The 26,759-nt window shown below is 30.2% G+C and carries 34 protein-coding genes and 1 pseudogene; 27 read left to right on the forward strand and 8 right to left on the reverse strand.

Features of this window, described 5'->3' with window-relative positions:
• Nucleotides 1-397: 397 nt before the first annotated feature.
• From ACNQF8_RS14985 to ACNQF8_RS14995, 3 genes are all read left to right on the forward strand, one after another.
• A complete protein-coding gene (locus ACNQF8_RS14985; RefSeq protein ID WP_417983538.1) occupies nt 398-736 on the forward strand; it encodes a hypothetical protein in 339 nt (112 codons plus the stop codon).
• Between the two features lie 214 nt (nt 737-950).
• Nucleotides 951-1,481, forward strand: a complete 531-nt coding sequence (locus ACNQF8_RS14990) for a hypothetical protein (RefSeq protein ID WP_417953881.1) — start codon at nt 951-953, stop codon at nt 1,479-1,481.
• Nucleotides 1,482-1,716: 235 nt separating this feature from the next.
• A complete protein-coding gene (locus ACNQF8_RS14995) occupies nt 1,717-2,523 on the forward strand; it encodes a hypothetical protein (RefSeq protein ID WP_417953882.1) in 807 nt (268 codons plus the stop codon).
• Between the two features lie 434 nt (nt 2,524-2,957).
• Here the strand turns inward: ACNQF8_RS14995 and ACNQF8_RS15000 are convergent, their stop codons facing one another.
• Nucleotides 2,958-3,206 (reverse strand): transposase, encoded by a 249-nt coding sequence (locus tag ACNQF8_RS15000; protein WP_417953883.1) that lies wholly within the window; start codon nt 3,204-3,206, stop codon nt 2,958-2,960.
• A 122-nt stretch (nt 3,207-3,328) separates the two neighbouring features.
• Between ACNQF8_RS15000 and ACNQF8_RS15005 the strand changes: the two genes are divergently transcribed.
• Both ACNQF8_RS15005 and ACNQF8_RS15010 read left to right on the forward strand, forming a co-directional pair.
• The gene (locus tag ACNQF8_RS15005; protein ID WP_417953884.1) at nt 3,329-4,105 is read left to right on the forward strand and encodes a toll/interleukin-1 receptor domain-containing protein; all 777 of its coding nucleotides are present in this window, start codon (nt 3,329-3,331) and stop codon (nt 4,103-4,105) included.
• Nucleotides 4,106-4,332: 227 nt separating this feature from the next.
• A complete protein-coding gene (locus ACNQF8_RS15010; protein ID WP_417953911.1) occupies nt 4,333-4,491 on the forward strand; it encodes a hypothetical protein in 159 nt (52 codons plus the stop codon).
• A gap of 32 nt (nt 4,492-4,523) precedes the next feature.
• Here ACNQF8_RS15010 and ACNQF8_RS15015 read toward each other — a convergent pair.
• Nucleotides 4,524-4,598, reverse strand: a pseudogene (locus ACNQF8_RS15015) (hypothetical protein); the annotation flags it as partial.
• Nucleotides 4,599-4,904: 306 nt separating this feature from the next.
• Here ACNQF8_RS15015 and ACNQF8_RS15020 point away from each other — a divergent pair.
• Complete coding sequence (locus ACNQF8_RS15020; RefSeq protein WP_417953885.1) at nt 4,905-5,531, forward strand: hypothetical protein; 627 nt, start codon at nt 4,905-4,907, stop codon at nt 5,529-5,531.
• A 408-nt stretch (nt 5,532-5,939) separates the two neighbouring features.
• Here ACNQF8_RS15020 and ACNQF8_RS15025 read toward each other — a convergent pair whose 3' ends face one another.
• Nucleotides 5,940-6,179: a transposase gene (locus ACNQF8_RS15025; RefSeq protein WP_417953886.1), complete on the reverse strand. Its 240-nt coding sequence runs from the start codon at nt 6,177-6,179 to the stop codon at nt 5,940-5,942.
• 151 nt (nt 6,180-6,330) lie between these two features.
• Here ACNQF8_RS15025 and ACNQF8_RS15030 point away from each other — a divergent pair, with 151 nt between their 5' ends.
• From ACNQF8_RS15030 to ACNQF8_RS15040, 3 genes are all read left to right on the forward strand, one after another.
• Entirely contained in the window at nt 6,331-7,266 is a 936-nt protein-coding gene (locus ACNQF8_RS15030) for a hypothetical protein (RefSeq protein WP_417953887.1), read from the forward strand.
• Between the two features lie 167 nt (nt 7,267-7,433).
• The gene (locus ACNQF8_RS15035; RefSeq protein WP_417953888.1) at nt 7,434-7,850 is read left to right on the forward strand and encodes a hypothetical protein; all 417 of its coding nucleotides are present in this window, start codon (nt 7,434-7,436) and stop codon (nt 7,848-7,850) included.
• A gap of 24 nt (nt 7,851-7,874) precedes the next feature.
• A complete protein-coding gene (locus ACNQF8_RS15040) occupies nt 7,875-8,447 on the forward strand; it encodes a hypothetical protein (RefSeq protein ID WP_417953889.1) in 573 nt (190 codons plus the stop codon).
• Between the two features lie 223 nt (nt 8,448-8,670).
• On the opposite strand, the gene ACNQF8_RS15045 is transcribed toward ACNQF8_RS15040, so the two are convergent.
• Nucleotides 8,671-8,844: a hypothetical protein gene (locus ACNQF8_RS15045; RefSeq protein ID WP_417953890.1), complete on the reverse strand. Its 174-nt coding sequence runs from the start codon at nt 8,842-8,844 to the stop codon at nt 8,671-8,673.
• Complete coding sequence (locus ACNQF8_RS15320) at nt 8,795-8,980, reverse strand: transposase (RefSeq protein ID WP_470303436.1); 186 nt, start codon at nt 8,978-8,980, stop codon at nt 8,795-8,797. Before ACNQF8_RS15320 ends, ACNQF8_RS15045 begins: the two co-directional genes overlap by 50 nt.
• Before the next feature lie 263 nt (nt 8,981-9,243).
• On the opposite strand from ACNQF8_RS15320, the gene ACNQF8_RS15050 reads away from it, so the two are divergent.
• The 8 genes from ACNQF8_RS15050 (at nt 9,244) to ACNQF8_RS15085 (ending at nt 14,962) form a co-directional block, all read left to right on the forward strand.
• A complete protein-coding gene (locus ACNQF8_RS15050; RefSeq protein ID WP_417953891.1) occupies nt 9,244-9,528 on the forward strand; it encodes a competence protein CoiA family protein in 285 nt (94 codons plus the stop codon).
• Nucleotides 9,529-10,088: 560 nt separating this feature from the next.
• Nucleotides 10,089-10,685 (forward strand): hypothetical protein, encoded by a 597-nt coding sequence (locus ACNQF8_RS15055; protein WP_417953892.1) that lies wholly within the window; start codon nt 10,089-10,091, stop codon nt 10,683-10,685.
• 171 nt (nt 10,686-10,856) lie between these two features.
• Nucleotides 10,857-11,567 (forward strand): endonuclease/exonuclease/phosphatase family protein, encoded by a 711-nt coding sequence (locus ACNQF8_RS15060; protein WP_417953893.1) that lies wholly within the window; start codon nt 10,857-10,859, stop codon nt 11,565-11,567.
• Between the two features lie 197 nt (nt 11,568-11,764).
• Nucleotides 11,765-12,373, forward strand: coding sequence for a Crp/Fnr family transcriptional regulator (locus ACNQF8_RS15065; RefSeq protein WP_417953894.1), 609 nt, complete (start codon nt 11,765-11,767; stop codon nt 12,371-12,373).
• A gap of 102 nt (nt 12,374-12,475) precedes the next feature.
• Nucleotides 12,476-13,126: an NADPH-dependent F420 reductase gene (locus tag ACNQF8_RS15070; protein ID WP_417953895.1), complete on the forward strand. Its 651-nt coding sequence runs from the start codon at nt 12,476-12,478 to the stop codon at nt 13,124-13,126.
• A gap of 23 nt (nt 13,127-13,149) precedes the next feature.
• Nucleotides 13,150-13,896: a 3-keto-alpha-glucoside-1,2-lyase-like domain-containing protein gene (locus ACNQF8_RS15075; RefSeq protein WP_417953896.1), complete on the forward strand. Its 747-nt coding sequence runs from the start codon at nt 13,150-13,152 to the stop codon at nt 13,894-13,896.
• Nucleotides 13,897-13,923: 27 nt separating this feature from the next.
• Nucleotides 13,924-14,274 carry a hypothetical protein gene (locus ACNQF8_RS15080; protein WP_417953897.1) on the forward strand — a complete coding sequence of 117 codons (351 nt, stop codon included), beginning with the start codon at nt 13,924-13,926 and terminating at the stop codon, nt 14,272-14,274.
• Between the two features lie 217 nt (nt 14,275-14,491).
• The gene (locus tag ACNQF8_RS15085; RefSeq protein ID WP_417953898.1) at nt 14,492-14,962 is read left to right on the forward strand and encodes a DUF1905 domain-containing protein; all 471 of its coding nucleotides are present in this window, start codon (nt 14,492-14,494) and stop codon (nt 14,960-14,962) included.
• Nucleotides 14,963-15,600: 638 nt separating this feature from the next.
• Here ACNQF8_RS15085 and ACNQF8_RS15090 read toward each other — a convergent pair.
• Both ACNQF8_RS15090 and ACNQF8_RS15095 read right to left on the reverse strand, forming a co-directional pair.
• Nucleotides 15,601-15,750: a transposase gene (locus tag ACNQF8_RS15090; RefSeq protein ID WP_417953899.1), complete on the reverse strand. Its 150-nt coding sequence runs from the start codon at nt 15,748-15,750 to the stop codon at nt 15,601-15,603.
• The gene (locus ACNQF8_RS15095; RefSeq protein ID WP_417983540.1) at nt 15,750-15,929 is read right to left on the reverse strand and encodes a hypothetical protein; all 180 of its coding nucleotides are present in this window, start codon (nt 15,927-15,929) and stop codon (nt 15,750-15,752) included. Before ACNQF8_RS15095 ends, ACNQF8_RS15090 begins: the two co-directional genes overlap by 1 nt.
• 127 nt (nt 15,930-16,056) lie before the next feature.
• On the opposite strand from ACNQF8_RS15095, the gene kwaA reads away from it, so the two are divergent.
• The 7 genes from kwaA (at nt 16,057) to ACNQF8_RS15130 (ending at nt 22,434) form a co-directional block, all read left to right on the forward strand.
• Entirely contained in the window at nt 16,057-16,647 is a 591-nt protein-coding gene (gene kwaA / locus ACNQF8_RS15100) for an anti-phage protein KwaA (RefSeq protein WP_417953900.1), read from the forward strand.
• Complete coding sequence (gene kwaB, locus ACNQF8_RS15105; RefSeq protein WP_417953901.1) at nt 16,628-17,584, forward strand: anti-phage protein KwaB; 957 nt, start codon at nt 16,628-16,630, stop codon at nt 17,582-17,584. The genes kwaA and kwaB overlap by 20 nt, the downstream gene beginning before the upstream one ends.
• 164 nt (nt 17,585-17,748) lie before the next feature.
• Nucleotides 17,749-18,414, forward strand: a complete 666-nt coding sequence (locus tag ACNQF8_RS15110; protein WP_417953902.1) for a DUF6624 domain-containing protein — start codon at nt 17,749-17,751, stop codon at nt 18,412-18,414.
• A 162-nt stretch (nt 18,415-18,576) separates the two neighbouring features.
• Nucleotides 18,577-19,488 carry a hypothetical protein gene (locus ACNQF8_RS15115; protein ID WP_417953903.1) on the forward strand — a complete coding sequence of 304 codons (912 nt, stop codon included), beginning with the start codon at nt 18,577-18,579 and terminating at the stop codon, nt 19,486-19,488.
• A 193-nt stretch (nt 19,489-19,681) separates the two neighbouring features.
• Entirely contained in the window at nt 19,682-21,169 is a 1,488-nt protein-coding gene (locus tag ACNQF8_RS15120) for a serine hydrolase (RefSeq protein WP_417953904.1), read from the forward strand.
• 633 nt (nt 21,170-21,802) lie between these two features.
• Nucleotides 21,803-22,243 (forward strand): hypothetical protein, encoded by a 441-nt coding sequence (locus ACNQF8_RS15125; protein ID WP_417953905.1) that lies wholly within the window; start codon nt 21,803-21,805, stop codon nt 22,241-22,243.
• A gap of 20 nt (nt 22,244-22,263) precedes the next feature.
• Entirely contained in the window at nt 22,264-22,434 is a 171-nt protein-coding gene (locus ACNQF8_RS15130; protein ID WP_417953906.1) for a hypothetical protein, read from the forward strand.
• A 215-nt stretch (nt 22,435-22,649) separates the two neighbouring features.
• Here ACNQF8_RS15130 and ACNQF8_RS15135 read toward each other — a convergent pair whose 3' ends face one another.
• Complete coding sequence (locus tag ACNQF8_RS15135; RefSeq protein WP_417953907.1) at nt 22,650-22,790, reverse strand: hypothetical protein; 141 nt, start codon at nt 22,788-22,790, stop codon at nt 22,650-22,652.
• A 186-nt stretch (nt 22,791-22,976) separates the two neighbouring features.
• Here ACNQF8_RS15135 and ACNQF8_RS15140 point away from each other — a divergent pair, with 186 nt between their 5' ends.
• From ACNQF8_RS15140 to ACNQF8_RS15150, 3 genes are all read left to right on the forward strand, one after another.
• On the forward strand, nt 22,977-24,008 hold the full coding sequence (locus ACNQF8_RS15140; protein WP_417953908.1) for a hypothetical protein: 1,032 nt from the start codon (nt 22,977-22,979) through the stop codon (nt 24,006-24,008).
• Nucleotides 23,989-24,381 (forward strand): hypothetical protein, encoded by a 393-nt coding sequence (locus tag ACNQF8_RS15145; RefSeq protein WP_417953909.1) that lies wholly within the window; start codon nt 23,989-23,991, stop codon nt 24,379-24,381. The genes ACNQF8_RS15140 and ACNQF8_RS15145 overlap by 20 nt, the downstream gene beginning before the upstream one ends.
• A gap of 624 nt (nt 24,382-25,005) precedes the next feature.
• Nucleotides 25,006-26,565: a type I restriction-modification system subunit M gene (locus tag ACNQF8_RS15150; RefSeq protein WP_417953910.1), complete on the forward strand. Its 1,560-nt coding sequence runs from the start codon at nt 25,006-25,008 to the stop codon at nt 26,563-26,565.
• Nucleotides 26,566-26,759 lie beyond the last annotated feature (194 nt).

Genomic DNA, 26,759 nt, shown 5'->3' on the forward strand with positions numbered 1-26,759 from the left:
GAATGTCTAAACCAATGAATATCTTTGGAATAGTTAAGGCATCTTGTAATTGCATAATCTTCGTTTTTAGTAACTCTAAGTTATGCTTTTACATAGATGCTACAACGGATTTGGGCATTGGGCTTAATGGAAAAATGGTTTTGTATTTGGCAGTTTAGTAATAACCGAAAAATAAATCTTAATTTAGAACCCAAACCCGCTGTAGTACCAGAACGTTGGGGGCAATAATCCTCGTAGTAGCAGAACAATTAACTTTAAAAGGGGACGAAAGTTAGACAGAATGTTTTAAATTCAGACTAAAAACTGACGAAAAATATCCAAAAAATAGACGGAATAACTAAAGACGTGATAATACTTTACAATTATGAGTGTATCAGGAAACAGAAATATAAAAGTTATGTCAAAAAAAGAATTATATAATTTAAAGTTTTATAAAAAAGTGATTGAGAATATCAATTATAATATTTGTGTTCAGGAAGATAATGGAGGTGGAGATTATTCAGTATTAACTTTTTTGGATAATTTGAGTATACAAGAATCTCAATCATTTGCTAGCGATTTGGTATTATGCTTAAATAGTAGTGGTAATATTGATGAAGGCTTTTTTTCAGATAGTATTGAACATATTAACATTACTTATGAATATCCTAATGTTAATATTGATGACATATTACTGATTCCTATGTTAGATATGAAAAGTTTACTGACAGAATGGATAGATTTTATTTCCCCTTAAAACAATCCATCGTTAGTGCGAGTGTTCTTTCATACATTCCAGCAAAGAAAATCAAAAAGATTAATAGAATTTGTACTTGAAAATAGTTCAAGAAAAAATAGTGCTAATTGTGTTTTGAATAACAATTATATAAAAACTAATTTATATTTGATTGTGGAACGAGTGAGGCGGTCACGCCAGCTGAATAAATTGTAAAAATCAATATAGAATAAAAATGAAAAATGAAAAAATTAAAGAAGCAATTGTTGACAAAATAAATGAAGGCTATGATGATTATAGTATTGAAAGATTCTTGAAACAACAAGAAATAAATTCAGATGAATTTAATACACTAATTGAAGTAGCTAAAGATGAAATTTTAGAACATCAATTAAAGGCATACCCAAAGCAAAATAAAAAAGCTTTTTTTGTATGGCTGTCTTTGTTTGTAATGTTTCTTGTTTTTTTCTGTATTATCCTACCATCACTAAATCTTGCTAATGCAGTAATTCCACTTTCAATACTAGGAGCAGTTGGTGTTAGTTTTTCAGGATTTAAATCTATACTGTATTATAAAAGTTGGGAGAAAGACTTTATCGAAAGAGTGGGAAAACCAAAATTTGATTTACAAACCTATTTTCTAGTATCTAGTTTACCAACTATTCTATTCTATTTTATAATTTCTTGGAATTTTATAAGCGGTCCAGGCTATAATCTCTATAAACTAGGAATAACCAGTAAACTAATAAAATCTTTAATTCCATGAATACTTTTGAAAATATGAATAAAATATTGGAATAGAAATTCACTCTTGCTCAACTAGCGTGTTGTTACTGCCCCCAACACACGCTACAAGCAATTTGGGTATTTGGCTTAATGGAAAGTTTGTTTTGTATTTGGAATGATTTGGCAAATCCGAAAATAGGGCTTAATTTAGTCCCAAACCCGCTGTAGTAGCGGGACGTTAGCCGTAATTTTACCGCACAAGAACTTATACCATTATGGGAAGAAACACAGAAATTTATATGTTTGATAATGAAATAGCTTCTGAAAAACTTTATCAAGATTTAAAATTTAAAAAACTCTACAAAAGAACATTTGAAAATTTTATAGATGAAAGAAAAATTGAAGTAGGAAACTCTTATCTCGTTTCCTATGATAATATTTTATCTATCGTAAAAGAAAATATAAACAATATTTCAGCTGATGAATTATTTGAATTGATTTACTATATAGATGAGGAATTAATTTATGGAAAATATGATAATGATGGAAATGATTGGAAATCAAGAGATATTTATCAAAATAAAATTTATGAAGAATACGGCATTACATTATTGTATGAACTTCCAACATCTACTGTTTGCTCTAGTTATATGTTTCAATACGGAAATTACACAGAATATTATCCGATAGAAAAAATTAAATTTGATAAAGATGATGGAGGAGGAAATATTGATTCAAGGGATTTTTTGAAATTCAATGATTATATGATACTTATGATGAAGCGAATTTTGGATAGTGGAATTTATGGTGATGATTTTAATTTTGAGGAGATAGATAAGAATGTATTGGATAGAACTGTTCTCGAATATAAAGATGACAAAGCTATTCTTGAAATCATTGAGAAAGAATTTAACTTTATAAAATCCTATTGGGACATTAAAGAAACTAGAAGTTCAAATTATAAAGACCCTGAATCAACTACAGTTGAAAGAGCTTATGAATTTCTAGAAAAATCTATCGAAATGAAGTTAAAAATTAATCCAAAAGAAAACACAAGAATTATAATTTTTGATTCCTATTAGAAAAACTACGGCTAACAGCTAGAGATTCGTTGCGTGCGCAGCACGAACAATGAAACTCCGGTTGAACGGAACCGTTCACTGGCAGGAACTATGGAGTTATCGTAAAGTTTTAAAGGAGAATTTCAAGAGGATTTAGTGTCCTCTTTTTTTTTGAGAAGGATTTTGGGTTTAGTTTCGTGTTTTCCTGCACTTTTGAACACAAGTTACCTTACCCATAAAATTAGTTTTGACAGGAAATTGTGTTTTGGCTACCTCCAAAAAACCATCGATAGCTATGGTTTCGCAACTTATCAAATCATCATCTTTCAAGAATGAAACAAATAGTTTGAAAGTGTTCTTTGATGCGATTGGGTTATTTTTATGAAATGGGTAATGCTTTGATAATTGGGACGAATTTCTACTAAAAGACATTGCATTTTAATGTTTCTGAAAAACTACTTTTCTAGATCTCGATCACTTCTAATTGCGTTGAGATAACCATATAAATACATCTTTAGAAACAATTTACTATTGAAACTCGGGCGACCTTCGGTCTTGAGCGTTTTTGCAGCAAAATCAACCTTAGAAATATCACTAAGCTCTACAAAAGAATCTATAAATCGCACCTGATTATCGGGACTTATAGTATCTTGTAAACTTGAAAAACGCATTTGTTGACGGGAAATACCTATGATGTGTTGCATTCTTAAAATACGAAAAATCTTCTTTTTATAGAAGTATTTTATTATATTTGATCATAATACAATGGAGGTTTTTTACAGACTGACGTTATGACCAATTTTTCCTTACGAAGAACATTCACATTATGAAAAAAATATTTCTTTCGCATGCAACCGAAGACAAGCCATTGGTTGAGCATATATACAACAAACTAAAAGAGAAACATCCTGAATTAGAACCGTGGCTTGATAAATTTGAAATTGTTGGTGGAAGCAGTTTAATAGATAAAATTGCAAGTGGAATTGAATCGAGTGAAAAATTCGTTATTTTTCTTTCAGACGTATCGATTCAGAAACCCTGGGTTAATAAAGAATTGAAAAAAGCAATTGTTGAAGAAGTAAAACGAAACAATACAAATTTCATAATACCTGTATTGATTAATAACATTATAAAAGTGCCAGCCTTTCTTGAAGACAAGTTTTACATCGAGGTAAGCAAATACACAGAAGATGAATTAATAAACGCTATCTTCTATGCAATAGACGATAAAATGCCAAATCAACAAGGCGATACAATAAACAATTTAGCCATTAATCATGGAATTCATCAAGGCGGACAAATAATAGAATTTAAAGCGAGGTATTGGGCTGAACCAATAAGTTTTGAAATAACATTTGATAAGCCATACAAAAGATTAGTTAAAGGTTTTGGGCAATCTCCAAACACGTTCACAGGAACATTTGCTGAAGAAAAAACAGAACTCGCTTATAAAATTTGTGTGTCATCTCAAAAAATTACGCCAGACAATCTTTTCTTTTTATATTTTGCATTTGAAGGAGAAATTGGAAATATTACAAAAATTGGAAAATGGAAAGAAGGTCCATCAAAACCAATGGGATTTATAATAGAATCTAGAGGATAAATAAAAAACTGGTCAAACAGCTAGAGATTCGTTGCGTGCGCAGCACGAACAATGAAACTCCGGTTGAACGGAACAGGTCACTGGCAGGAACTATGGAGTTATCGTAAAGTTTTGAGAGAGAATTTCAAGAGGATTTAGTGTCCTCTTTTTTTAGAGAAGTATTTTGGGTTTGGTTTCGTATTTTCGGTCACTTTTGAACACAAGTTACCTTACCCATAAAATTAGTTTTGACAGGAAACTGTGTTTTGGCCACCGCCAAAAAACCATCGGTAGATATGGTTTCGCCACTTATCAAATCAGCATCTTTCTATAACGAAACAAATAGTTTGAAAGTTTTCTTTGATGCGATTGGGTTATTTTTTCTGAAATTGGTGATGCTGTGGTAATTGCGACGAATGCCTTCTAAAAGCCATTGCATTTCAACGTTTCTTAAACATTCCTTTTCTAGATCTCGATCATTCCTGACCCCGTTGAAATAACAATATAAATACATCTTTAGAAATACTTTATTATTGAAACTCGAACACCTTCAGTCTTGAGCGCTTTTACAGCACAATCGAGTTTAGAGAAGTCTATATATTCGACAAAAGCATATATTAATAACACCAAATTATCAGGCTTATAGTATCTTTTAAACTTGAAAAACACATTTGATGGCGGCAAATTCCGGTAGTGTGTTGCATTCTTAAAAATACGAAAAATCTTCTTTTCATACTAGTATTTTATTATATTTGATGATAATATAACGGAGGTTTTTTCTCAAACTGACGTTAGCAGTAATTATAAAAAAAACGATACAATGAAGAAACTATTATTATTGACTTTAACTCTTATTACTTTATCAACTTATGGTCAGGAAGAAAAAATTCAAATGATATCCAAATTTGACAATCCTGAATTTGGTTCAAAAGAATTTATAATACAGAACTTTCAAGGTATTGAAAAACTAAATATTGTTTTTTCAAATTCTGAAAAATTGAAAGATAAAAACTTTAAAATAATTATTCGTAAATACAAAAACGGTAAAATAGAAATTGAAAAAAATGTAATAGATACTAAAAATGAAGAGCTACCAAAAATTGGAAAAAACTTCAATTTTTCAATTGTAAGCCAGCATATTTTACAAAACGAAAAGATTGGATTTTACTTTCCAAATTTTTTTAATAAACAAATTTTTGAAATTAATAAGAAATTCAAAGATGGCTCATTTCTACTCAGAGATGTAAGCGGAAATGAATCTGATAAAATTGATTTTGAACTTGGAAAAGAAACACAAATTGCTTTAATCACTCCGCCAAATGACAATCCAGATAAAGGTAATTTAGGATATTGTGAAGTATCAAAAGGGAATATTGATGTTGAAAAATGGTATGAGAAATATAAAATTTCGGAATTTTTCTTAATCTACTTAGTTGTTGAAAAATAATAACTGTTGCTAACAGCTGGGCTTTCGTTGCGTGTGTAGCACGAACATTTAAAGGCGCGTTGAACGGAACTGGTTACTGGCAGGAACTATGGAGTTATCGTAAAGCTTAGGGTGAGAATATCAAGAGGATTTAGTGTCCTCTTTTTTTGGAGAAGTATTTTTGGTTTGCTATCGTGTTTTTCTTCATTTTTGAACACGAGTTCCCTTAACCATAAAATTAGTTTTAAAAAGAAATTGTGTTTTGGCTACCAAAAAAAAATCATCGATAACTTTGGTTTCGCCACTTATCAAATCAGCATTTTATAAGAAGGAAACAAATAGTTTGAATAGCTTTTTCAAGGAAATGGGATTGTCTTTTCTAAAATCTGAGATGCTGTGGTAATTGTGACGAATATGTTATAAAAAATATTACATTTCAATGTTTCTCAAAAGATTCCTTTCTAGATCTTGACCGCTCAAGACCCCGTTGAGATAAACGTATAAATAGGTCTTTAGAAACGCTATACTATTGAAACTCGGGCGACCTTCGGTCTTGAGCGTTTTTACAGCAAAATCGAGCTTAGAGATGTCAATAAGCTCTATAAAAGCATCTATAAATCGCACCTGATTATCGGTACTGATAGTATCTTTTATACTTGAAAAACGCATTTGTTACGTGAAATACCTGTGATATGTTACATTCTTAAAAATACGAAAAATCCTGTTTTTACATCACTATTTTACTATATTTGTTTGCAATCAAAGGAAGTTTTTTTACAGACTGACGTTAGTGGCGATACGAAAAAAAAATCAAGAGCTTATGAATTTTACAACAAACAATGAAAAGCTAATTGAAGATACAGAAGTATTCAAAATTTTTAGTGAAGAGTTTGATAATAATATTCAATTCCTTGAAGATTTTTCTTTTTTGATATTTTCAAATCGAAGAATTATCTCTTTTTATTCAAAAGGAAAACCGCACATCATTAATACCATTTTGTTAGATAATTCAATCCAAACTCTCAAAAGTATAAAATTGTGTTGCAAAATTGGAAGCTTTGCTGATGCAAATACTTTGATTAGAAAACTAAGAGATGATTTAATTTTATATGTTTATATTCTTGATGTCGCTAATAAAAATAACCCATTTTTGCCAGAAAGCTTAAATGAATTGAAAACTGACAATGCAGAAGAATTTTCCAATTCATTTCTAGAATTAAAATTCAGAACCAAATTAACCGATGACGAAAAAGTTATAGAAGCTTGGCTGACTAATACTGTACTTGAACTTCCAAGAAATATAAAATTGAAATTAAGTTTTGAAAACTACATGAAGTTTTTAAAAAAAAATGAAACAATTATAAAAATTCTTGATGAATATAAATTGGAAAAGTATTGGGAAGATTTAAGACATAAGCTTAACAATTATGTTCATAACAATGGTATTCAGTTTGCGTCGCATAATTTAATTAAAGAACATTCAGAATATTTAGACATTTATTTGAAAAATATTAACACAAGAACTTCTTATATTATAACTATATTTTTAGTACTTATCATAATGACAGAAGGAGCATTAATTTCTTCAACTGATATGATAGACTATTTAGACTGTGATATGGAACCGCCAGAAGATTGTCAATATGAAATTGCTCCATTTATTCAAGATTATATAGATAAAAAAGTTGTTCCGATTCATCCAGAATTGAAAGCTTATTTAAAAAACAATAATAATTACGGAATGAAAATTGAATAGACGCACAGCCACTAACAGCCACTAGCAGCTACTACAACGGATTTGGGCAATTGGCTTAATGGAAAATTGGTTTTGTATTTGGGATGTTTTGGCAAATCCGAAGAATGAGCTTGATTTAATCCCAAACCCGCTGTATTAGCGGGAAGTTAACAGATATTTTTGAAAAAATGAAGAATACAACAAAATTAAAAGACAAACCAAATCACGAAGAAATTTATGAAAAATTGTCTTCTCTATTTAATATAAAATTTAAAGTCCAATTAAAAGATAGTCCAATTGTTTTTGATAATTTTTTGCAAGTAAAGAATGTAGTTTTAGAAAATGAAAATTATGTAATTCTATTTCGAAATGAGAAAGAGATATTAAAATTTAAAGACAGAAATGAGTTCATAAATAACTTTATAAGTTTCATTGACATTAAAATTAGAGAATTTAATGAGGAATTTGAAGATTTACAAAACTTTGAAAGAAGATCTATGGGAATTAAATATGATGAAAATGAAGTTTATATGCGTCACGAAAGTATTGGTCATGGTACTTTGAAATTGAATCAAATTCGTAATAAACTCATAGACCTTAAATAAAAATTTAAAACCCTAATTTCAACTATGATATTTTTATATTTTGACCCAGAAATTTGGGGAACCGTTTCAGATTGGTTTGTGGCAATAGTAACATCAATTACTGCTTATTATTTGTATCAAACACTTAGATCTCAAAAAGAAGTTCAAGAAACACAAACTAAACTTTTCGAAATAGAAAAAACACGATTTTTAGAAAGTATAAAACCTATTTTAAAGTTTACACAGCCTACTAAAGAACAACAAATAATTAGTGAAGATACCGATAAATCTATAAACAGTATTATTGTCACTAATGAATCTAACAATAATGCTTTAAATGGCTCTATAACAATGTTGTCAGAAACTAAAAATATTGAAATTATTAATCGTAAAGTTTTTGAATACTTTCATTTAAGAAAAAACAGTAGTTTAAGATTAAATTTTGTTTTATATGACACAAAAAGTTCAGAAAATCTTTTATCACTATGTTTCAAATATCAAGACATTGCAAATAATAAATACGTTCAATACATAAACTGTGATTTAAAATCTAATGGATATTCTAGAATATATTATGCATTTCCTGAAACTGACACCGAAAATAAAAACATCTGCTAACGGCTAGAATTTCGTTTCTTGCGTAGCACGAACAATGAAATTCCTGTTGAACGGAATCGGACACTGGCAGGTACTATGGAGTAATCGTAAAGTTTTGAGAGAGAATATCAAGAGGATTTAGTGTCCTCATTTTTCTGGAGAATTATTTTTTGGTTTGCTATCGTGTTTTCCTTTACTTTCGGGCATAAGTCACCTTACCCATAAAATTAGTTTTCACAGGGATTTAGATTTTGGCCACCACTAAAAAACCATCGATAGCTATGGTTTCGCCACCTATCAAATCAGCATCTTTCAAGAACGAAACAAATAGTTTGAATAGCTTTTTAAAGGGAATGGGATTGTCTTTTCTAAAATCGGTAATGCTGCGTAATTGGGACGAATATCTTATAAAACCCATTGCATTTCATGTTTCTGAAACATTCCTTTTCAAGATCTTGACCACTCCAGCCCCTGTTGAGATAACCATATAAATAGATCTTTAGAAATACTTTACTATTGAAACTCGGGCGACCTTCAGTCTTGAGCGCTTTCACAGCAAAATCAAGCTTAGAGGTCAATATAATAAACAAAGGAATCTATAAATCGCTCCTGATCATTGGGACTTATAGTAATTTCTAAACATGAAAAACGCATTTGTTGGCGGGAAATTCCGGAAATATATTTAATTCTTAAAAATACGAAAAATCTTCTTTTTATACAATTATTTTGTTAAATTTGAGTGTAATAAAACGGAAGTTTTTTCACAGACTGACGTTACCTGCTATAATACCTCAAAATCCCGCAAAAAAGAAAAAATATGCTCATAGCAATTGACTTAAATGGAAATAGAATTTTACCTGAAAAGGGAAAAATGGGAACTTGTCATTTATGCGTAAATGAAGTAAAAGCATATTGTGGAGAAATTAATATAAATCATTGGAGACATACAAATTTATCTCAATGCGATAGTTGGAAAGAAAACGAAAGTGAATGGCATAGAGAATGGAAAAATGAATTTCTAAAAGATTGGCAAGAAGTTATAATTTCTAATCATAATAAAAAAATATTGCTGATATTAGAACTCCAAATGGTCTCATTTTAGAATTACAAAATTCTTCAATATCAAGTTCAACAATAAAAATAAGAGAAAATTTTTACAGCAAAATTATTTGGCTTATTAACGCAAATAAGTTCAAAGATAATTTTAGTATAAGAAGTGAAGTAAGTGTCCAGTTAAGATATGTTGATGAAAAATATAAGAATTATTATCATAATGAAGATGATAGTTTTCAAGTTCAAAAAATAAAAGAAAAAAAATCTAAAATTGAAGATGAACTTAGAAACTGTGAATATGAATTATCTAGTAATAAAAGAGAAATTTTAAACACCGAAAATTATTATAATGAAATCACAAAAAAAACAACCGAATACTTAACAACTAAATATTATTATTCAAGTATATTAGACATATTTGAAAGCGAAAATAAAGAAATATATAATTCTTTATTAGAGAGAGAAACTACAGCAAAAGAAAATTTAAGTAATAATAAAGTAACTCTTGAAAAAATAACTAATCTAAAAAAATGCACTATCATTGATTACGAAGAGTTTAGAGAAATAAATTATGAAAACATAAATCCCTCATCTTTTGAAAAATGTTTAATGATAGAAAAAGAAACTTCTACTTCATTTTTTCCTAATATAATTAAATTCAAATCTAAAAACGAATTTGAAAAAACAGGAAAAAACAAAAACTATATTTTGTTTTTCGATGCAAGCGAAAAATTAAAAAACACAAAATTAGATATTTTAAAAAGTACAGATGAAATCATTAGAATCGAAAATGACCAAAACACACTTTTCGAAAAAACTTCAAATGAAATAATTTTATTTTTAAAAGCAAAAATTGAAAAGAAGAATATAGAACTAAGTAGCATAAAATTGAAAATTGAAAAACTAAAATTAAAGCTAGAAAAAAAAGTAAAATCACTTGAAGAAGTTTTGAATTTAGAAAGCTCAGAATACGAGAGCTTCCTTGTTAAGCAAAAAAAAGACCATATTGCTGAGAGATATTCAATAATAATAAAATATAAAGGCATCTATTCTTATTATTGGAAACGCAGAAGAAAAACTTGGGATTTTTCTGAAAAGAGAATTTTTTTAGATTTTGAAAATCATATTTTTGAAATTTTAAGTGAGAACGGTCTCAAGAAAATAAGTAAAAGTGAATTCATTGAAAAAGTAAAAAATTGGAAGTAAGAAAATTAAAGCAAGTAACAGCTGTTTTGACATAGCTGGAATTTAGTGGAATTACCATTTCCTATCAAGTTTTCGTTAAGCCGAAAATTGAACGCTTACGAACTTCCAGCCATCTCAAAGTGGCGAAACGTTACAAGTAACTGTAAACAAGACACAACGACAAAAGACAGAATGAAAATAATAACTTGGAATTGTAATATGGCTTTCCGTAAAAAAGCGGAATTTATTCTGACAGAACAGCCAGACATTCTAATTGTGCCTGAGTGTGAAAATCAAGAACGACTTGTATTTGGAATTGGCACAAAACAACCAAATGACATTTTTTGGTATGGCAACAATCCACATAAAGGAATTGGAGTATTTTCATTTGGCGACTTTAAAATTAAACTTCTCGAAATTCATAACCCTGACTTCAAATACGTTTTGCCATTATCTATTTATAATGAAAAAATCAACTTGACAGTTTTTGCAATATGGTCGCAAAAACCTGAGAAACACGATTGCTATACAGAGCAGGTTTGGAACGCTGTTCATTTTTACAGCAATTTATTAGACAATGATAATGTGATTCTTGCGGGTGACTTTAATAGCAATTCAATTTGGGACAAACCAAAAAGAGTTTACAACCACTCAAACCTTGTTGACTATTTAAAGGGCAAAAATATTTTTAGTACTTATCATCATTTTCATAACCAAACACAAGGACAGGAAAAAGATAATACGCTTTTTATGCACCGAAAAATTGAAAGACCATATCATATTGACTTTTGTTTTGCATCTTCAAATCTTATAGACAAATTAGAAAATGTTGAAGTTGGCAGTTATGAAAAGTGGACAAAACACAGTGACCATAAACCTTTAACTGTAACACTTGATTTATGACAGAAGAAAAACAGCTACTTGTAATAGCTACTACAACGGATTTTGGTAATAGGCTTGATGGGAAGTTTGTTTTGTATTTGGGATGATTTGGCAAATCCGAAAATAGAGCTTAATTTAACATCAAACCCGCTATAGTGCCAGAAAGTTATGGGCAATGCAATGAACAACCCTACCAAAACTCGACAGACAGACAAAAAATGAAAAAAGACGACATTATACATTCACAAATTAAACCGCTGTTGGACTACTTTCAAAAGGTAATTCCGTTAAACAATGAAGAAAAACAATTGGTAACAGAATTGTTCAAACCACGACTTTACCGTAAAAGGCAATATGTATTACAGGAAGGAGATGTTTGTAATCAATTCCATTTTATTGTGCGTGGCTGTTTAAGAATGTATAAAATTGATAAAAAAGGAAATACACATATTATACAATTTGCTGCCGAGAATTGGTGGTTAAGCGATATTGGTAGTTTCCACGAACGTAAATCTTCTGAACTCAATATTGATGCTTTGGAAGATACGATGGTTCTACAAATTAGCCATGAAAATTTAGTATTACTTTATACAAAAGCACCAAAGTTCGACCGCATTTTTAGGGTGCTAATAGAAAATAGTTTTGTATCACTACAAAAGCGATTATTACAAAACATTAGTTCAACTGCCGAGGAAAGATATAATTCATTTCTTGATAGTTATTCTGACCTTACAAAACGACTACCACAAACACAAATTGCTTCCTTTTTAGGCATTACACCGGAGTTTTTAAGCCGCCTGCGAAACAAGCAAACTAAAAAATCTTAATCTAGATCAATACTATTTCTTGATGCAGTTCATTGGAGAGAGGCTTCTTTCCGATGCACCTTTGTATTCTCAAATTATCATTAAAATTTAAAAAGAAATAGTATGACAACAATACCAAAAGTAGCCGTAATCGGCTTAGGAAACATCGGAAAAACAGTAGTGCAAAATTTTGTAAAAGGCAACAGACCCGTAATTATCGCAAGTCATAAATTGGAGGAAGCATCAATATTGGCACAAGAATTAGGAAGCCTTGTAACAGCATCTGAAACTAGCGAAGCGATTAAGAATGCTAACATCATTATACTTTCAGTTTGGTTCAATACCATACAAGAATTGTTTGAACAATATGGCACTGAACTGCAAGGAAAAATTATCATAGACCCTTCTAACCCCATTGCACCAGACGAAAATGGTGGCTTCAAAAAAATTATTGGTGAAAAAGAATCAGCAGGACAATTGAATGCTGTCCTACTTCCAAAAGATGCAAAATTGGTAAAAGCTTTGGGAACATTAGGTGCGGCTTCGTTGGCAAGTGCATCTCATCAATCTCCTAAAAGATCTGTATTGTTTTATGCAACCGATGGCGCAACTATTGATGCGGCAATTGAGCAACTGATACACGACAATGGCTTTGACGCAGTAAAAGTGGGCGGTTTAGACCAATCTATTCGTATCGAAGTTTTTGGTGACTTGCACGAATTTGGAGCAATTGGAAAACCAGTAAATACAAACGAAGCAAAAGCAAAGATCTAATTCAAACTAAAAAGAGAAATTCAATGAAAAAATTAATCATCCTAATAACAATATCTTTATACTCAAATGTTGTTTTTAGCCAGCAACTTAAATTGGGCAAGCAAATTTTTGAGCTGCACAATGTTACAGGCTCTATTGTCAAGTTTCAAGGCAAAAATGTTTTAAAAATAGAAAGAGATTTAAAAGCCATTCCATTTGACGAAAATCGACTTGAAGCTACTGTAGATGAGCCACATTATGCTAAATTGCTTGCATTAGACGATTTTGAAAATGGCACAATCGAAATAAAAATGTATAGCCAAATTCAAAATCCTTCGCCTTACAAATCCGCAGCCGGCTTTATTGGCGTTTATTACCGAATAGCTAAAGATGATTTAGCGTTTGAATCTATTTATCTTAGACCAAAGGTTGGGAGAGCAAGTAATCAATATGCAAGAAATCATGCAGTTCAGTATTTTTCATATCCCAACTATAAATTTGATACTTTACGTAAAAATTATCCGGCGGGTTCATATGAAGGGTCAGCACCAGTTGCTTTAAATGAATGGATTACTATGCGTATTGAAGTAAATGGAGAATCAGCTGAAATGTTTATTAATGACATGAAATATTCAGGTTTTGTAGTTGACAAAATGTTAGGCAATACTAAAAAAGGAAGTATAGGTCTATATGTGGATATTGCAACAATTGGGTATTTTAAAGACTTGAAAGTTATAAAAAAGTCGCTAAAAGTAAAACTAACGCAAGACAAAGACAAAGGGTCAATTTAGCTTCAAACATTCAAAAAACTATTAATTATGAATACAGTAGAGATAACAACAAGAAAAGTGCTAATGCATCATTTAACAGCATTTGGCAACAATAACCTTGATGAAATAATGTTGGACTATACAGAGGATTCTACCTTATTGTGTGACAAAGGAATATTAAAAGGATTGGATAAAATCCGCCTTTTTTTGGAAGAAATGTTTAGCTTAATACCTTCAGGTTCTGAATTTGAAATGAAACAGTTGGCCATTAGCTACAAAGTAGCTCACATTATTTGGAAAAGTAAATCTGTCATTGCAGAAATTCCTTTTGGGACAGACACATTTTTAATCGAAAATGACAAAATTAAAGTACATACAGTAGCAACTTTAGTCATTTAAGGGGGACGAGAAGCACTGCCCATAACACCTACTACAACGGATTTGGGCAATAGGCTTAATGGAAAATTGGTTTTGTATTTGTGATGATTTGGCAAATCCGAAAATAGGGCTTAATTTAGTTCCAAACCCGTTTTATTAACAGAAAGTTAGTAGCAACCTTAATGATGAAGGGAGAATTAGAAAAATAATGAATCTAAAACGATTTTAATTGTAATAAATGAATTATATAGTTGAAAATGAAAAATTAGAAATTCAATATATTCCAGGAAATGGAGCGTGGACTTATCAACTCATAATACCAAATACTAAAGACATTAAGGGAAAATGGGGTGATTTAAAAGTTTCCGGAAAAATTGATGACTACCAAATAGAAAATAAGAATTTAGGACCTTTAAAAAATTCCGACAAAAAAATGTCCCTGAATTCTGAAATCAGAAATTTTATTGGAAAAAGCGGTGGCGAATTTGTAAACGTTACTCTCTATCTCGTAAATCCGAACCTTGAGAAAAAGAACGAAAACGAAATGATTTTTGAATGTTTTAAAGACGCAGAAGTGATGAAAATATTCGAAAAACTAAAAATTGAAGAGCAAAACAAAATAATTGAAAACATAAATTCAGTCGCAACAGAAAATCAGAAAGTTGAAAAAATTGTAAAATTTATTTCAAAACTTGAACAGCAGAAATAAAAAACACCACTGCCAACCGCAACTACAACGGATTTGAGCATTGGGCTTAATGGAAAAATTGTTTCGAAAATATCAAACCATTATTTTAAAATTATTATGAAAATCAAAAAATTTTTATCGTTCATTATTATATTTGGATTTTTCTGTACAGCTGATTTAGCGGTAACAAAATTATGGGGCTTTCTATTAGGGATTATGTTTACCTTTTTAAACACACCCGTTATATTTTTGATAAGAGAATATGTAATTGAAAAAAAAATTAGTAAGAATAAATAATACTGCAAAAAAGAACAGTAACCACCAACAGTTAGGGTTTCGTTGCGGCTGCAAGCCGAACAATGAAACCCGTGTTGAACGGAACCGTTCAATGGTGTGAACTATGGAGTAATCGTAAAGTTTGAGAGAGAATTTCAAGAGGATTTAGTTTCCTCTTTTTTGGAGTGGTTTTAGGCTTGGTTTACTCGTGTTTTCCTTTCCTTTTGGCATACTTGCCCTTACACGTAAAATTCACTTTTAGAGGGAATTGTTTTTTGGCCACCGCCAAAAAAACATCGATAGCCATGGTTTCGTAACTTATCAAATCAGCATCTTTCAAGAATGAAACAAATAATTTGAAAGTGTTATTTAATGCGATTGGGTTATTTCTCTGAAATCGGTAATGCTGTGTAATTGGCACGAATATCTTCTAAAAGCCATTCCATTTCAATGTTTCTTAAACATTCATTTTCTAGATTTCGAACACTTCTGACTCCGTTGAGATAACCATATAAATAAATCTTTAGAAACACTATACTATTGAACTCGGGCGACCTTTAGTCTTGAGCGCTTTCATAGCAAAATCGAGCTTAGAGATTTCAATAAGCTCTACAAAGACATCTATAAATCGCACCTGATTATCGGGACTTATAGTATCTTCTAAACTTGAAAAACGAATTTGTTGACGGAAAATACCTGTGATATGTTGCATTCTTAAAATACGAAAAATCTTCTTTTTATACAAGTATTTTGTTATATTTGATAATAATACAACAGAGGTTTTTTCACAGACTGACGTTGGCAGTAATTTTACCGCAAAAAGGGAGAAATAAAGAAGTATGAAACTTAAAATCCAGCTTTACATATTATCATTGTGGTTATTGTTTATTTTATTGTTTATCAATAAAGTGAAAGTTCCACTATGTTTTTCTGATTGTGAATTTATTGGTTGGAAGAAACTATTTTTTGACAATATAATTCCCACTATTTCGATAGTTATTGTTCTTCTTGGATTCATATTTTATTTCAGATTTAAATACATTGTAAGCGGTAATAAATCTTTACCAGAAAAAGTAACAAATATTGAGAATATAAATTGGGAACATTTAACTTTCTTAGTTACTTATGTTATTCCACTTTTAAGCTTTGATTTAGATTTTAACCTAGACGAGGATAGAAATAGCCTAATGTTCTTCTTGGTTTTAATAATTATTGGGTTAATTTATGTAAAAACAAATATGTTTTATACAAATCCAACTCTTGCAGTTTTAGGCTACCATATTTATAAAATTTCTACGACTAAAAGAAGCAACGTTATATTCATTTCAAGAGATGTAATTTCTGAAAATGATTGGATTGAATACAAATTATTAAATGATAACATTTACATAGCAAATAAATCTAAACCAAATGAATCTACAAGAACTTAGAGAACAATTAAACATAATCAATGATGAAGTAAATCCAATTGGAATAACTGTTCATCTTATTAAAAAAAATGATGATGAAACAGAAACAATTTTAAAAGCTGATATTTCTGTTGAACTTGCTACCGAATTAAAAGAAATATTCAGAGCAACAATCAATAATAAATTCTTCGATAATCAAGAATTAGTTTTGAGAGAAATCTCAAGTTCAATTGAGACTGTTAATTCAATATTCTATTATGATTTGGAAGAGTTTCCAGAGAAATTGGCATCAGCAAACAATTTTGATCCGTTTACCGAATACCAAGATTTTTCTTTTAATAATGACGATATAGAAAGTATCAAAGCTATATTAATTACTGTTGGCAATGTTGAAAATTATTTTACAATTTACAAACACGTTTATCCTGTTACAATTGTAAGACAAGATAGGATGCTTGGTTTTCTTCCAATTGGAGATAGATTTGAAAAGTTAAATTCAAATATTTTGCAAATAAACAGCTCAATAGATTTTCTTTTCGCAAACGATAATTTATTTGTAAATAATATCAAAACGTTATCATCGGCTTACGGTTACAATGAAATAATTAAAAATCAAGCAAGACAAAATATAACATTAATTCAAGATTTAGATTTAATAGCTAACATTGCTGAGTTAACTGCTTTTGTTGATAATATAAAATATGCAAAAAGAGTTTTACGAATAAATGCAAACTCTCCAGTATTACAATTAGCAAAATTGAGAATTATAGAGTTTATTACAAATCATCCTAAATTAAGCACAAAAATTAGAATGAATGCAACTAATGACAGAATTATGCTTGATACAGATATATCAAAAATTATAACCATCGGAATACTAAATGACGATTATTTGAAATCAAATTTAACCGATCTTGATTATGAGAGTGAAAACAAATCTGAAATAGACGAAGATTAAAAAAACTACTGCCAACACACGCTACAACGGATTTAGGCAAATGACTTAATGGAAAGTTGGTTTTGTATTTAGAAGATTTAGGCAAAACCGAAAGATTAGCCTTTTTTAATCCGCAACATCGTCAAGAGGCCAACCGTTGTAGGCAATGTTGAAAAAACACACGTATGAAAAAAATTATATTTATATTTTTTCTAATTTTTATTGGCTGTAAATCTTACCAAAAAATTTCAAATTCTGAAAAAGAAAACATAATTTCAGAATTAGATTACATTGGTAATATTGATCAAAAATATGCTGGAGTTCCGACCGAACAATTAATAGAAAAATATGGTTCAGATAAAGCATGGAAATTATTTAAAATAAAGAGAGATAGTGTTGATTTAGAAAATCAAAATAGGATCAAAAAACTTTATAAGAAATATGGCTATCTAGGTTTTCATAAAGTTGGAAAAGAAAATACAACTAAATTTTGGCTTCCCATACAACATGCTGATAATGATATAGAATTTCAAAAGAAAATGTTGAAAGAACTAAGAAAAGAAATTAAGAAGAACAATGCCAGAAAAGATATTTATGCATTGTTGGAAGACAGAATAGCAATTAATTCTAATAAAAAACAAAGATTTGGAACACAAGTTACTTACTCAAATGATGGGAGAGCTATTCCTAAAAACGGATTAATTGACAGTCTAAATATTGAAAAATTTCGTGCTGAATATGGTTTACCTCCCTTTAAAGATTATTATAATGACATGTCAAAAATGTATTTTGATCTTAATAAAGATCTTTTATCAAAGAAAGGAATATCTGAGCCAAAACTTTATAAATAAAAAACACAGCCTACAACAGCAGTTTTGATATAGCTGGAATTAGTGGAATTACTGTTTCGCATCAGGTTTTCGTTAAGCCGAAAACTGAGCGGTTACGATTTTCCAGCCATCTCAAAGTGACGAAAGGTTGTGCGTAATTTTACCATTGAAAACAAAATATTTATGAAACAAATTTTACTTTTAATAATTTTATGCTTAAGTATAAGTTCTTGGTCAAATAGTACTGTTAATTTTTCTAAAATTGATTCTTTAGAATTAAAAATTAATAAACTTGAGATGGAAATAAAAAAAGATTCATTAAACACCTACAATAAAGAAATTATCAATGAGTACAAATATTTAAATAATCTTTACAGTGTAGGTTTCGGTATTTTAATAGCGCTATTTGGTTTAGTTTTTCCTGTTATATTATATTTTGTACAAATTAAACCTAATATTGAGACAACAAAAGAAACAAAAGCTTTAGTAAAAAAACTCGACGAAGATTTTGGAAAAAGTTTTGAAGAACATCTTAAAAAAAATAAAGATCGTTTGGTAAATCAAGCTATTGAAAATTTCGAGAAATTAGAAGAACATAATTTACCAACAAATTACAACCTATTAGATACTTATAAAACAGATAGCTTTAATGAAAACCAAGTAATTAGATTACTTAAACTAATCAAAAACAAGGATTTTGAAGATGGTAATAAAACGTTTTTCGCATCTATTTTAACTTATCAAGAAGACTCTAACATAGAAGATTATTTTGTTGATTTATTACAAACAACACCTAAAGATGAAAAATGTATTTATGGAGCAATTTACTTTAGAAATTATAACAAAACCGAATATTACGACTTAATTGCAGATATAATTTTAAATGGTTATTCATTAGAAAAAATGATTATTTCATTGGCATCAACATCAAAACAGTTTACGATTGGTTTATTAAACAATGAACATTTAATGAATAAAATCATGGTAATTGAATTAGTAAATGTTTGTCACATTATTGAAAATAATAATCTAAAATTTTTAAATAAATACGCAATTTCTGAAACTTTAATGTGGAAAAGATATATTGGAAACTAACAAAAACTACGCAAAACACACGCTACAAGCGATTTGGGCATTTGGCTTAATGGAAAATTGGTTTGTATTTGGAATGAATTGGCAAATCTGAATACTGGGATTAATTTGGTCCCAAACGCGCAGATTACCATAACGTTGTGCGTCAAACTAAAAAAACAGAACGCTTAAAAAACAATTGATAAATTAAAATAAAATGAAACATAATTTTTTTTTTCTACTACTGATTACATTATTTACTAATACTTTGTTTGCTCAAGAATTAAATGATTTCTTTGCAACACTTTCTAAAAATAATTTATTTAATGGTAGCGTAGTAATTTCCAAATCAGGAAAAAAAGTTTTTTCAGAAAATTATGGGTTTTCCAATATCGAAAAAAAAGAAAAAATAAATGAAAACTCTCAATTTCCAATTGCTTCGATAACAAAAACGTTTACAGCAACAGCAATACTACAACTTAAACAGAAAGGTAAACTTAAAATTGATGATCTAGTCCAAAAATATCTTACAGATTTTCCTTATTCAAATGTTACCATAAAACAATTGCTTAATAATACTTCTGGATTGGCGCAAGAATATAATTTATTTGATAGTATAATAAAAGAGCAACCTGAAAAAATAATTTCTAATCAAGACATTATACCAACATTTATTCGTTTTAAAACACCTCTTTCATTTTTACCAGGAAGCAAATGGGAATATAACAATGTTAATTTTTGTATTGCTGCAATAATTATCGAAAAAATATCGGGAATTACTTATGCAAGTTATTTGGAAAAAAATATTTTCAAACCTTCAAAAATGAAAAATTCATTTGTTCCATTGGATAGGAAGATTAAAACAACAAATCAAGTAGAATTATACACTTATCCGAACCTGTATTCGACCAATTTTGTAAATACGAATACCTTAAAAGATAATTTCCCAATTAGTGCAAAAAGCAATTTTTATGGAAATGGCGGAATTATAAGTACAGCCGAAGATTTACAAAAATATCAAAATGCGTTATTTACCTACAAAATACTAGCAAAGAATGAGTTAGAAGAAGCATTAACTGCAACAATACTCAATGATGGAAAAATGGTGACTAATAATTTGGAAGGAAAAAATGTTGGTTATGGTTTAGGTTGGTTTATATATAGTGATAAAATCAATGGGAAAATAGTTTTTCACGATGGATTTATTAGTGGACTTACTAGTATTTTGGCACATAATATCACTAAAAATCAAACTGTTATAATTTTGTCAAATACTGGAAGTAACATTATTTTTGGAGCATCCAATGAATTATTACAGTTAATTGATAATAAACCTTATAAAATTCCTGTACAAAATCTTTCAAGAGTGTATGGCAATTTACTTGAAAATGGAGATAAAGAAAAAGCAAGTCAGTTGATTGAAGAATATATAAAAAACCCAACCAATTACACAGCAACCGAAAGAGATTTTAATAGATTAGGTTATCAATTTCTTCGACTTCAAAAAAACGATCATTATTTGCAAACATTCAATTCAGGAACGTTAATTTTTCCAAATAGTTGGAATATATATGATAGTTACGGAGAAGCACTGTTACAATGTGGTAAAAAAGAAGAGGCTATTAAAATGTATCAAAAATCTGTTGAGTTAAATCCTGATAATGAAAATGGCAAAAAGGTTTTAATCAATTTGTTAAATAACTGATAGAAAGTGCGAACGCACAAAACACGCTACAAGCAATTTGGGCAATAGGTTTAATTTAAAGTTAGTTTTGTATTTGGGATGATTTACTTCGCCTGTTCGCTATTGCTCGGGTGGCAAATCCTAATAATGGGCTTAATTTAGTCCCAAACCCGCTTTAGTAACAGAAAGTTAGTGGCTACCTTAACGATGTTCAAAGTACGTTGGAAAATTTGAAGGAGTCAAAGTTTATGAGACTAATAATATTGGACTAGGATTTGGTGAGAATTCAGTAGGGGTTACCTTACCACCAGATAAAATACTAGTAGGAAAGGGAGCGTATTCTCTTTTAGGTAAAAGCGCAAAAATCCGAGATTTATTTCATCATGAGTTTGGTCATACATTACAGTCAAGACAATCGTTTGTTGGGTTAGATGGTTTTTATAAGATTATCGCGCCTGAAAGTTTTGCCTCCTCTGCTTTAGGTACGTCCAATTTTGCAAATAATTTTTGGACAGAGACTTGGGCTAACAATTTATCTGAAGATTATTTTGGTGTAGCATTTAGAGATAGTGTTAAATACCCTTCTGCAAGTTTGTCAAACTTTAATTTATCCAAATTTTTAGCTTTAAAGGTTATTAATATTCTTAAATAATTATGAAAAAGTTAGCTGTTATTGCTTTAGGTATTTCTTTGATGAGTACAAAATGTGCTGATAAAACGATAAATTTTGTTTATAATAATAAATCAAAAAGAGATGTTGTTTTATCGTGTACGAGAGATATAGATTCGTTAAAAAAGATAATTTTAGAAAAAAACTACCATGATCCATGTTTTAAATTACTTAAGGCAAATATTTTAAAAAAAGATACTTTAGGGGAATCAGATTTGCATTTTTACTCAGGAATGAAAAATAGAGATTACTACACTTTTTACTTTTTTCCTGTTGTAAAATTTGATACTCTTACAAATAAATACATTTTTGATACAAAATATGATAGCATAAATATTGACAAAGAAAAGATTCGTATCGGCTTGGATGTTTATAATGTTTTTGAATATGGCAATAAAAAGATTATTTTTAAAGTATCTAAATAATACACTCAGTCGTCGCTGAGGTGTTGAGTAGTATTGCGAGTAGTGCCTGGAGTGGAGGCGTTACAAAAACAGAAGGTTTTTCAGCAGAAAACAATTGGGCTTATGGTACAAAAGCAATTCATCATGCAGATCTAGGTGCAGGAACAGTAGGAATTATTTCAATTCTCCAAGCATTAGTTGCTTCTTCTTGATGAAGAATTCCACATCGGATCCTTTAATAAAAAATCCGTGGAAAAATTTTTAAATTTAGAAAAAGATGCTTATTCGGTATCAAAGAAATCAATAAATATTTGTTTACTTTTTCCTTTTGTATCCTCTTCTCCTTGTTTGAATGATTCTAATGTCTCAATCATAAACAAAATGCCATTTTTAAAAATCCATTATCAAGAATATCAATATCTAAGAGTTATAAATATCGGTTTGCAAACCTTTGTTTTATAAAATCAATAAGTTTCTTTTTAGAGATATCATCATTTAATTTAATACTTTGACGTGTTTGTTTTACAGTTACATCTTTTGTTAATTTGAAATCATCAATATTTTTCATTTTTAGGTGTCAGTTGGTTTTAATTAAAAAAAGTTGTGATTTCTTTTCATCCAATAATAATTGAAATAACTAACCCTATAAGAGTTATCCAAAAAGCATATTTTGCTAGTTTATCTTTTGGCAATTTTTGAGATAAGTTTTTTTGATTGTTAATTTTACTACCCTAGTGGAGAAGAGTTCATTTCTTTGGGCATTGCAATGTTAATAGGCGCTGTAGTATCGGCTGCAACATATACGATTACAGCTCTACTTTCAGATGTGCCATTTAGTGTTGGTGGTTTAGCAAAAGCTACTTTTATAGGTTCTGCAAGTGCTGCGGTTACCTTTGGGATTGGCTCTGGTGCTGAGAGTCTATTCTCCTCTGTCGGAGATTTTGTAGCAAAGGCAACTTTTCAGGCAATTGCTCATGGTACTTTTCAAGGAGCAATGACAGCCATAAGTGGCGAGAAGTTTTGGAGTGGCTTTGCTGCTGGAGCATTGAGTAGTATTGCAAGTCGTGCTTGGGGTGGGGGTAATAATTCACAATGGCAAGGTCTGGGAGGAAAATTAGCAGATAAAGGTGCTGGAATTATTGCATTTAGTACAATTGCTGGTGGAGCTGGTGCAGCGTTGACAGGAGGTAATTTTTGGCAAGGAGCTGTTACGGGTTTAGTGGTTAGTGGGCTGAATCACGGGGTGCATGAGATGATTAAACCTGAAACTACGGTTTCAGGTATTTACGGTGCTGGGGGCGAAGAAGCAAGCGGTAATCCAGCATTAAGAGAATTAGTAGAAGGGCAAGGCGGTAAAATGTTTTTTAGTTCAGTTGGCGGTGGTGACGATGAAGTCATAGCTTATTTGAAAGAGGGATTTGAAAAAGGCAATCAATTAAAGCTGCATGGTCATAGTCGTGGAGCAGCAGCTGCAGTAAGAATTGCGAACAAACTTGGAGCAATGAATATACATATTTCTGAAATTACTCTTTATGACCGAGTAGGTATGTATTTTGGAGGTAGTTTTAATTTTGATTACCCTAACGTGTCGAAAGTAACTAATTACTATCAAAGAAATCCTGTTGATGGAGTGCTATTTTGGGCTAATAATCCTTTTCAAGGTAGTCCAGTAAGTGGTAGTTTTCAATGGCCTGCAATTAACAATGTAAATTTAACGGGACAATCCTATAATGGAGGACTAATTAATCACTTAAATATAACAAGGTATGCAATCAAGAATCCTTAAATTAGAAATATTTGTATTTGCTTCTTTATTATCGTTATTTATCTCAAATTGCAATATGAAAGATGATTTGAAAAATCAAATTACTATAACAATTAATTCAGTTGATAAAGAAACCAAGCAACGTAGAGTTAATAAATTTGATACTGTAATAGTAAGAAAAGAAGGGATAGGGTATTTTATGAAAACTTTTGATAAAGTCGGAAAATATGTAACAGATTCTATGGGGTCAATTAAAATTAAGATTGATCCTTCAAAAATATGTGATTTTTCAGTGTCTGGCTTAAATGTATTGGGTGGAGATATGTATAATCCTGGATATTTAAAAGATGGGCAAGAGATAAATATTGAAGTTGTCTCTATTAGAAATAAGTAAAAAGTAGTCGAACAAAGAAAGCCGAGCATTTGCTCGGCTTTCTTATTTTACATCATTAAGCAAACCCGAAACTTTGTTGATACTTGCCTGCCAAAACAATAAATAGCAGATGTTTTAATGTGGTCTGTAATTACTTCCTTCAACTCTTTTTTGCTGTGAAAATTCAATTGCACTCATAATTTTAAATTTTAGTTTATACTTGTCCGAAAAATTGTATTTTTGTTTAGTACAAGCAAGGAAGAAATATATTGTGCCTTAACGAACTAAGGGGAATTGTATCTCACAAAAGCAAGATTTTTTTTTACCAAAAACCGATTTTTTTTTAAAGAATTTTAAATCCCTTTGAACTATACGATAACAAGATTGCTTTGTATGAGAGGATGCTGAAGGAGAAAGATGAAATGATGCAACGACTTGAAAAACTAATCAATAAATTACTTCGGGATAATTCTTATTTATAATTAAGGTTCAACTAATTAGTTGAGCCTTTTTAATTGCATGATTATTATCTTTTACTAAAAAATGATTATTCGTTGTATCCATAAGCCATAACACTAAAAGTTTATTACATTAGTGCCTTCTTAAGGATTATTAATCCCTAATCTTAATAAACAATTATTTCAAATGTCAGAAGAACAGAAAAAAATATTGGAGCAACAGCTTTGGAATATAGCGAATACTTTACGAGGAAAGATGAATGCGGATGAATTCAGGGATTATATACTAGGTTTCATATTTTATAAATATTTGGCTGAAAAAATGGAAATTTTTGCTAATTCCATTTTGGAACAAGATAATATTCAATTTAGAAATATTGATGAAAATACAAAAGAAGGTCAAGAATATATTGAAGCAATCAAAGAGGAATCCCTTGAAAACTTAGGTTATTTTTTGAAACCATCTGAACTTTTTAGTGAAATTGCAAAAAGAGGAAACAGTGGGAGTAATAATTTCATTTTGGCAGATTTACAAAAAATCCTGACCAATATTCAGCTGAGTACAATGGGAACTCAAAGTGAAGAAGATTTTGAAGATCTTTTTTCGGATATGGACTTAAACAGTAATAATTTAGGACGAACTGCTGAAGCAAGAAATGCAATCATAGTAAAAGTTTTAGTGCATCTTGATGAAATTGATTTTAAGCTGGAACATACTGAACTAGATGTACTAGGTGATGCTTACGAGTATCTTATTGGTCAGTTTGCCAGTGGTGCTGGTAAAAAGGCAGGAGAATTTTATACACCACAAGAGGTTTCTAAAATTCTGGCAAAAATTGTCACAACAGGTAAAAATAGATTAAAATCAGTATATGATCCAACTTGCGGTTCTGGATCGCTGTTATTGCGTGTTGCAAGAGAGGTAAAAGATGTCAATAATTTTTACGGGCAGGAGATGAACCGAACAACATACAATCTTGCCCGAATGAATATGATACTCCACGGGGTACATTATCTAAAATTCAACATAAAACAAGAGGACACTTTAGAGCACCCACAACATTTGAATGACATGCCATTCGAAGCTATCGTAGCAAATCCCCCTTTTTCTGCCAATTGGAGTGCAAATCCTTTATTTCTGAATGATGATCGTTTTAGTCAATACGGTAAGTTAGCTCCGGCAAGTAAGGCCGATTTTGCTTTCGTTCAACACATGATTTATCATTTGGCAGAAAACGGTACAATGGCGATTGTATTGCCACACGGCGTTTTGTTTCGTGGTGCAGCAGAATTACACATCCGTAAATATCTTATAGAACAAAAGAATTACTTAGATGCAGTAATTGGTTTGCCTGCAAATATTTTCTATGGCACCAGTATTCCTACATGTATTTTGGTTTTCAAAAAATGCAGAGAAACACCTGATGATATTTTATTTATAGATGCCAGCAAAGAATTTGAAAAGGTTAAAAATCAAAATATGTTGCGAGACAATCACCTCACTAAGATTATTGAAACCTATCGTAATAGAAAAGTAATTGAAAAATACAGCCACTTGGCTAGTTTAAAAGAAGTTGCTGACAACGATTATAATTTAAATATTCCTCGTTATGTGGATACATTTGAAGAACAAGAAGAAATTGATATTCAAAAGGTAATGCTAGAAATCAAAGAACTTGAAGCCAAAAGAGCCAATCTCGATAAGGAAATAGATGTTTATTTAAAAGAACTAGAGCTAGTTTTTTAATTTCTTAAATCCTTAATGTTTTTAATAACGAAAAATAAATAATCGAGATGCCGAATAAAAAATTAAAAGTAGGTAACGTTCCTAATTTGAGATTTCCGGGGTTTGAGGGTGAGTGGGAAGTGAAGAAGTTGGGAGAAGTAACTACGTTTTCAAAAGGGAAAGGAATCTCAAAAAGTGATATTGAAGAAGGCGGT

The organism is Flavobacterium labens, assembly GCF_048286755.1.
GTDB lineage: Bacteria > Bacteroidota > Bacteroidia > Flavobacteriales > Flavobacteriaceae > Flavobacterium.

Coding starts and splice junctions, on each gene's coding strand:
- ACNQF8_RS14985 (WP_417983538.1), top strand. CDS start 398: ATGTCAAAAAAAGAATTATATAATTTAAAGTTTTATAAAAAAGTGATT.
- ACNQF8_RS14990 (WP_417953881.1), top strand. CDS start 951: ATGAAAAATGAAAAAATTAAAGAAGCAATTGTTGACAAAATAAATGAA.
- ACNQF8_RS14995 (WP_417953882.1), top strand. CDS start 1,717: ATGGGAAGAAACACAGAAATTTATATGTTTGATAATGAAATAGCTTCT.
- ACNQF8_RS15000 (WP_417953883.1), bottom strand. CDS start 3,206: ATGCAACACATCATAGGTATTTCCCGTCAACAAATGCGTTTTTCAAGT.
- ACNQF8_RS15005 (WP_417953884.1), top strand. CDS start 3,329: ATGAAAAAAATATTTCTTTCGCATGCAACCGAAGACAAGCCATTGGTT.
- ACNQF8_RS15020 (WP_417953885.1), top strand. CDS start 4,905: ATGAAGAAACTATTATTATTGACTTTAACTCTTATTACTTTATCAACT.
- ACNQF8_RS15025 (WP_417953886.1), bottom strand. CDS start 6,179: ATGCGTTTTTCAAGTATAAAAGATACTATCAGTACCGATAATCAGGTG.
- ACNQF8_RS15030 (WP_417953887.1), top strand. CDS start 6,331: ATGAATTTTACAACAAACAATGAAAAGCTAATTGAAGATACAGAAGTA.
- ACNQF8_RS15035 (WP_417953888.1), top strand. CDS start 7,434: ATGAAGAATACAACAAAATTAAAAGACAAACCAAATCACGAAGAAATT.
- ACNQF8_RS15040 (WP_417953889.1), top strand. CDS start 7,875: ATGATATTTTTATATTTTGACCCAGAAATTTGGGGAACCGTTTCAGAT.
- ACNQF8_RS15045 (WP_417953890.1), bottom strand. CDS start 8,844: ATGGGTTTTATAAGATATTCGTCCCAATTACGCAGCATTACCGATTTT.
- ACNQF8_RS15050 (WP_417953891.1), top strand. CDS start 9,244: ATGCTCATAGCAATTGACTTAAATGGAAATAGAATTTTACCTGAAAAG.
- ACNQF8_RS15055 (WP_417953892.1), top strand. CDS start 10,089: ATGATAGAAAAAGAAACTTCTACTTCATTTTTTCCTAATATAATTAAA.
- ACNQF8_RS15060 (WP_417953893.1), top strand. CDS start 10,857: ATGAAAATAATAACTTGGAATTGTAATATGGCTTTCCGTAAAAAAGCG.
- ACNQF8_RS15065 (WP_417953894.1), top strand. CDS start 11,765: ATGAAAAAAGACGACATTATACATTCACAAATTAAACCGCTGTTGGAC.
- ACNQF8_RS15070 (WP_417953895.1), top strand. CDS start 12,476: ATGACAACAATACCAAAAGTAGCCGTAATCGGCTTAGGAAACATCGGA.
- ACNQF8_RS15075 (WP_417953896.1), top strand. CDS start 13,150: ATGAAAAAATTAATCATCCTAATAACAATATCTTTATACTCAAATGTT.
- ACNQF8_RS15080 (WP_417953897.1), top strand. CDS start 13,924: ATGAATACAGTAGAGATAACAACAAGAAAAGTGCTAATGCATCATTTA.
- ACNQF8_RS15085 (WP_417953898.1), top strand. CDS start 14,492: ATGAATTATATAGTTGAAAATGAAAAATTAGAAATTCAATATATTCCA.
- ACNQF8_RS15095 (WP_417983540.1), bottom strand. CDS start 15,929: ATGCAACATATCACAGGTATTTTCCGTCAACAAATTCGTTTTTCAAGT.
- kwaA (WP_417953900.1), top strand. CDS start 16,057: ATGAAACTTAAAATCCAGCTTTACATATTATCATTGTGGTTATTGTTT.
- kwaB (WP_417953901.1), top strand. CDS start 16,628: ATGAATCTACAAGAACTTAGAGAACAATTAAACATAATCAATGATGAA.
- ACNQF8_RS15110 (WP_417953902.1), top strand. CDS start 17,749: ATGAAAAAAATTATATTTATATTTTTTCTAATTTTTATTGGCTGTAAA.
- ACNQF8_RS15115 (WP_417953903.1), top strand. CDS start 18,577: ATGAAACAAATTTTACTTTTAATAATTTTATGCTTAAGTATAAGTTCT.
- ACNQF8_RS15120 (WP_417953904.1), top strand. CDS start 19,682: ATGAAACATAATTTTTTTTTTCTACTACTGATTACATTATTTACTAAT.
- ACNQF8_RS15125 (WP_417953905.1), top strand. CDS start 21,803: ATGAAAAAGTTAGCTGTTATTGCTTTAGGTATTTCTTTGATGAGTACA.
- ACNQF8_RS15135 (WP_417953907.1), bottom strand. CDS start 22,790: ATGAAAAATATTGATGATTTCAAATTAACAAAAGATGTAACTGTAAAA.
- ACNQF8_RS15145 (WP_417953909.1), top strand. CDS start 23,989: ATGCAATCAAGAATCCTTAAATTAGAAATATTTGTATTTGCTTCTTTA.
- ACNQF8_RS15150 (WP_417953910.1), top strand. CDS start 25,006: ATGTCAGAAGAACAGAAAAAAATATTGGAGCAACAGCTTTGGAATATA.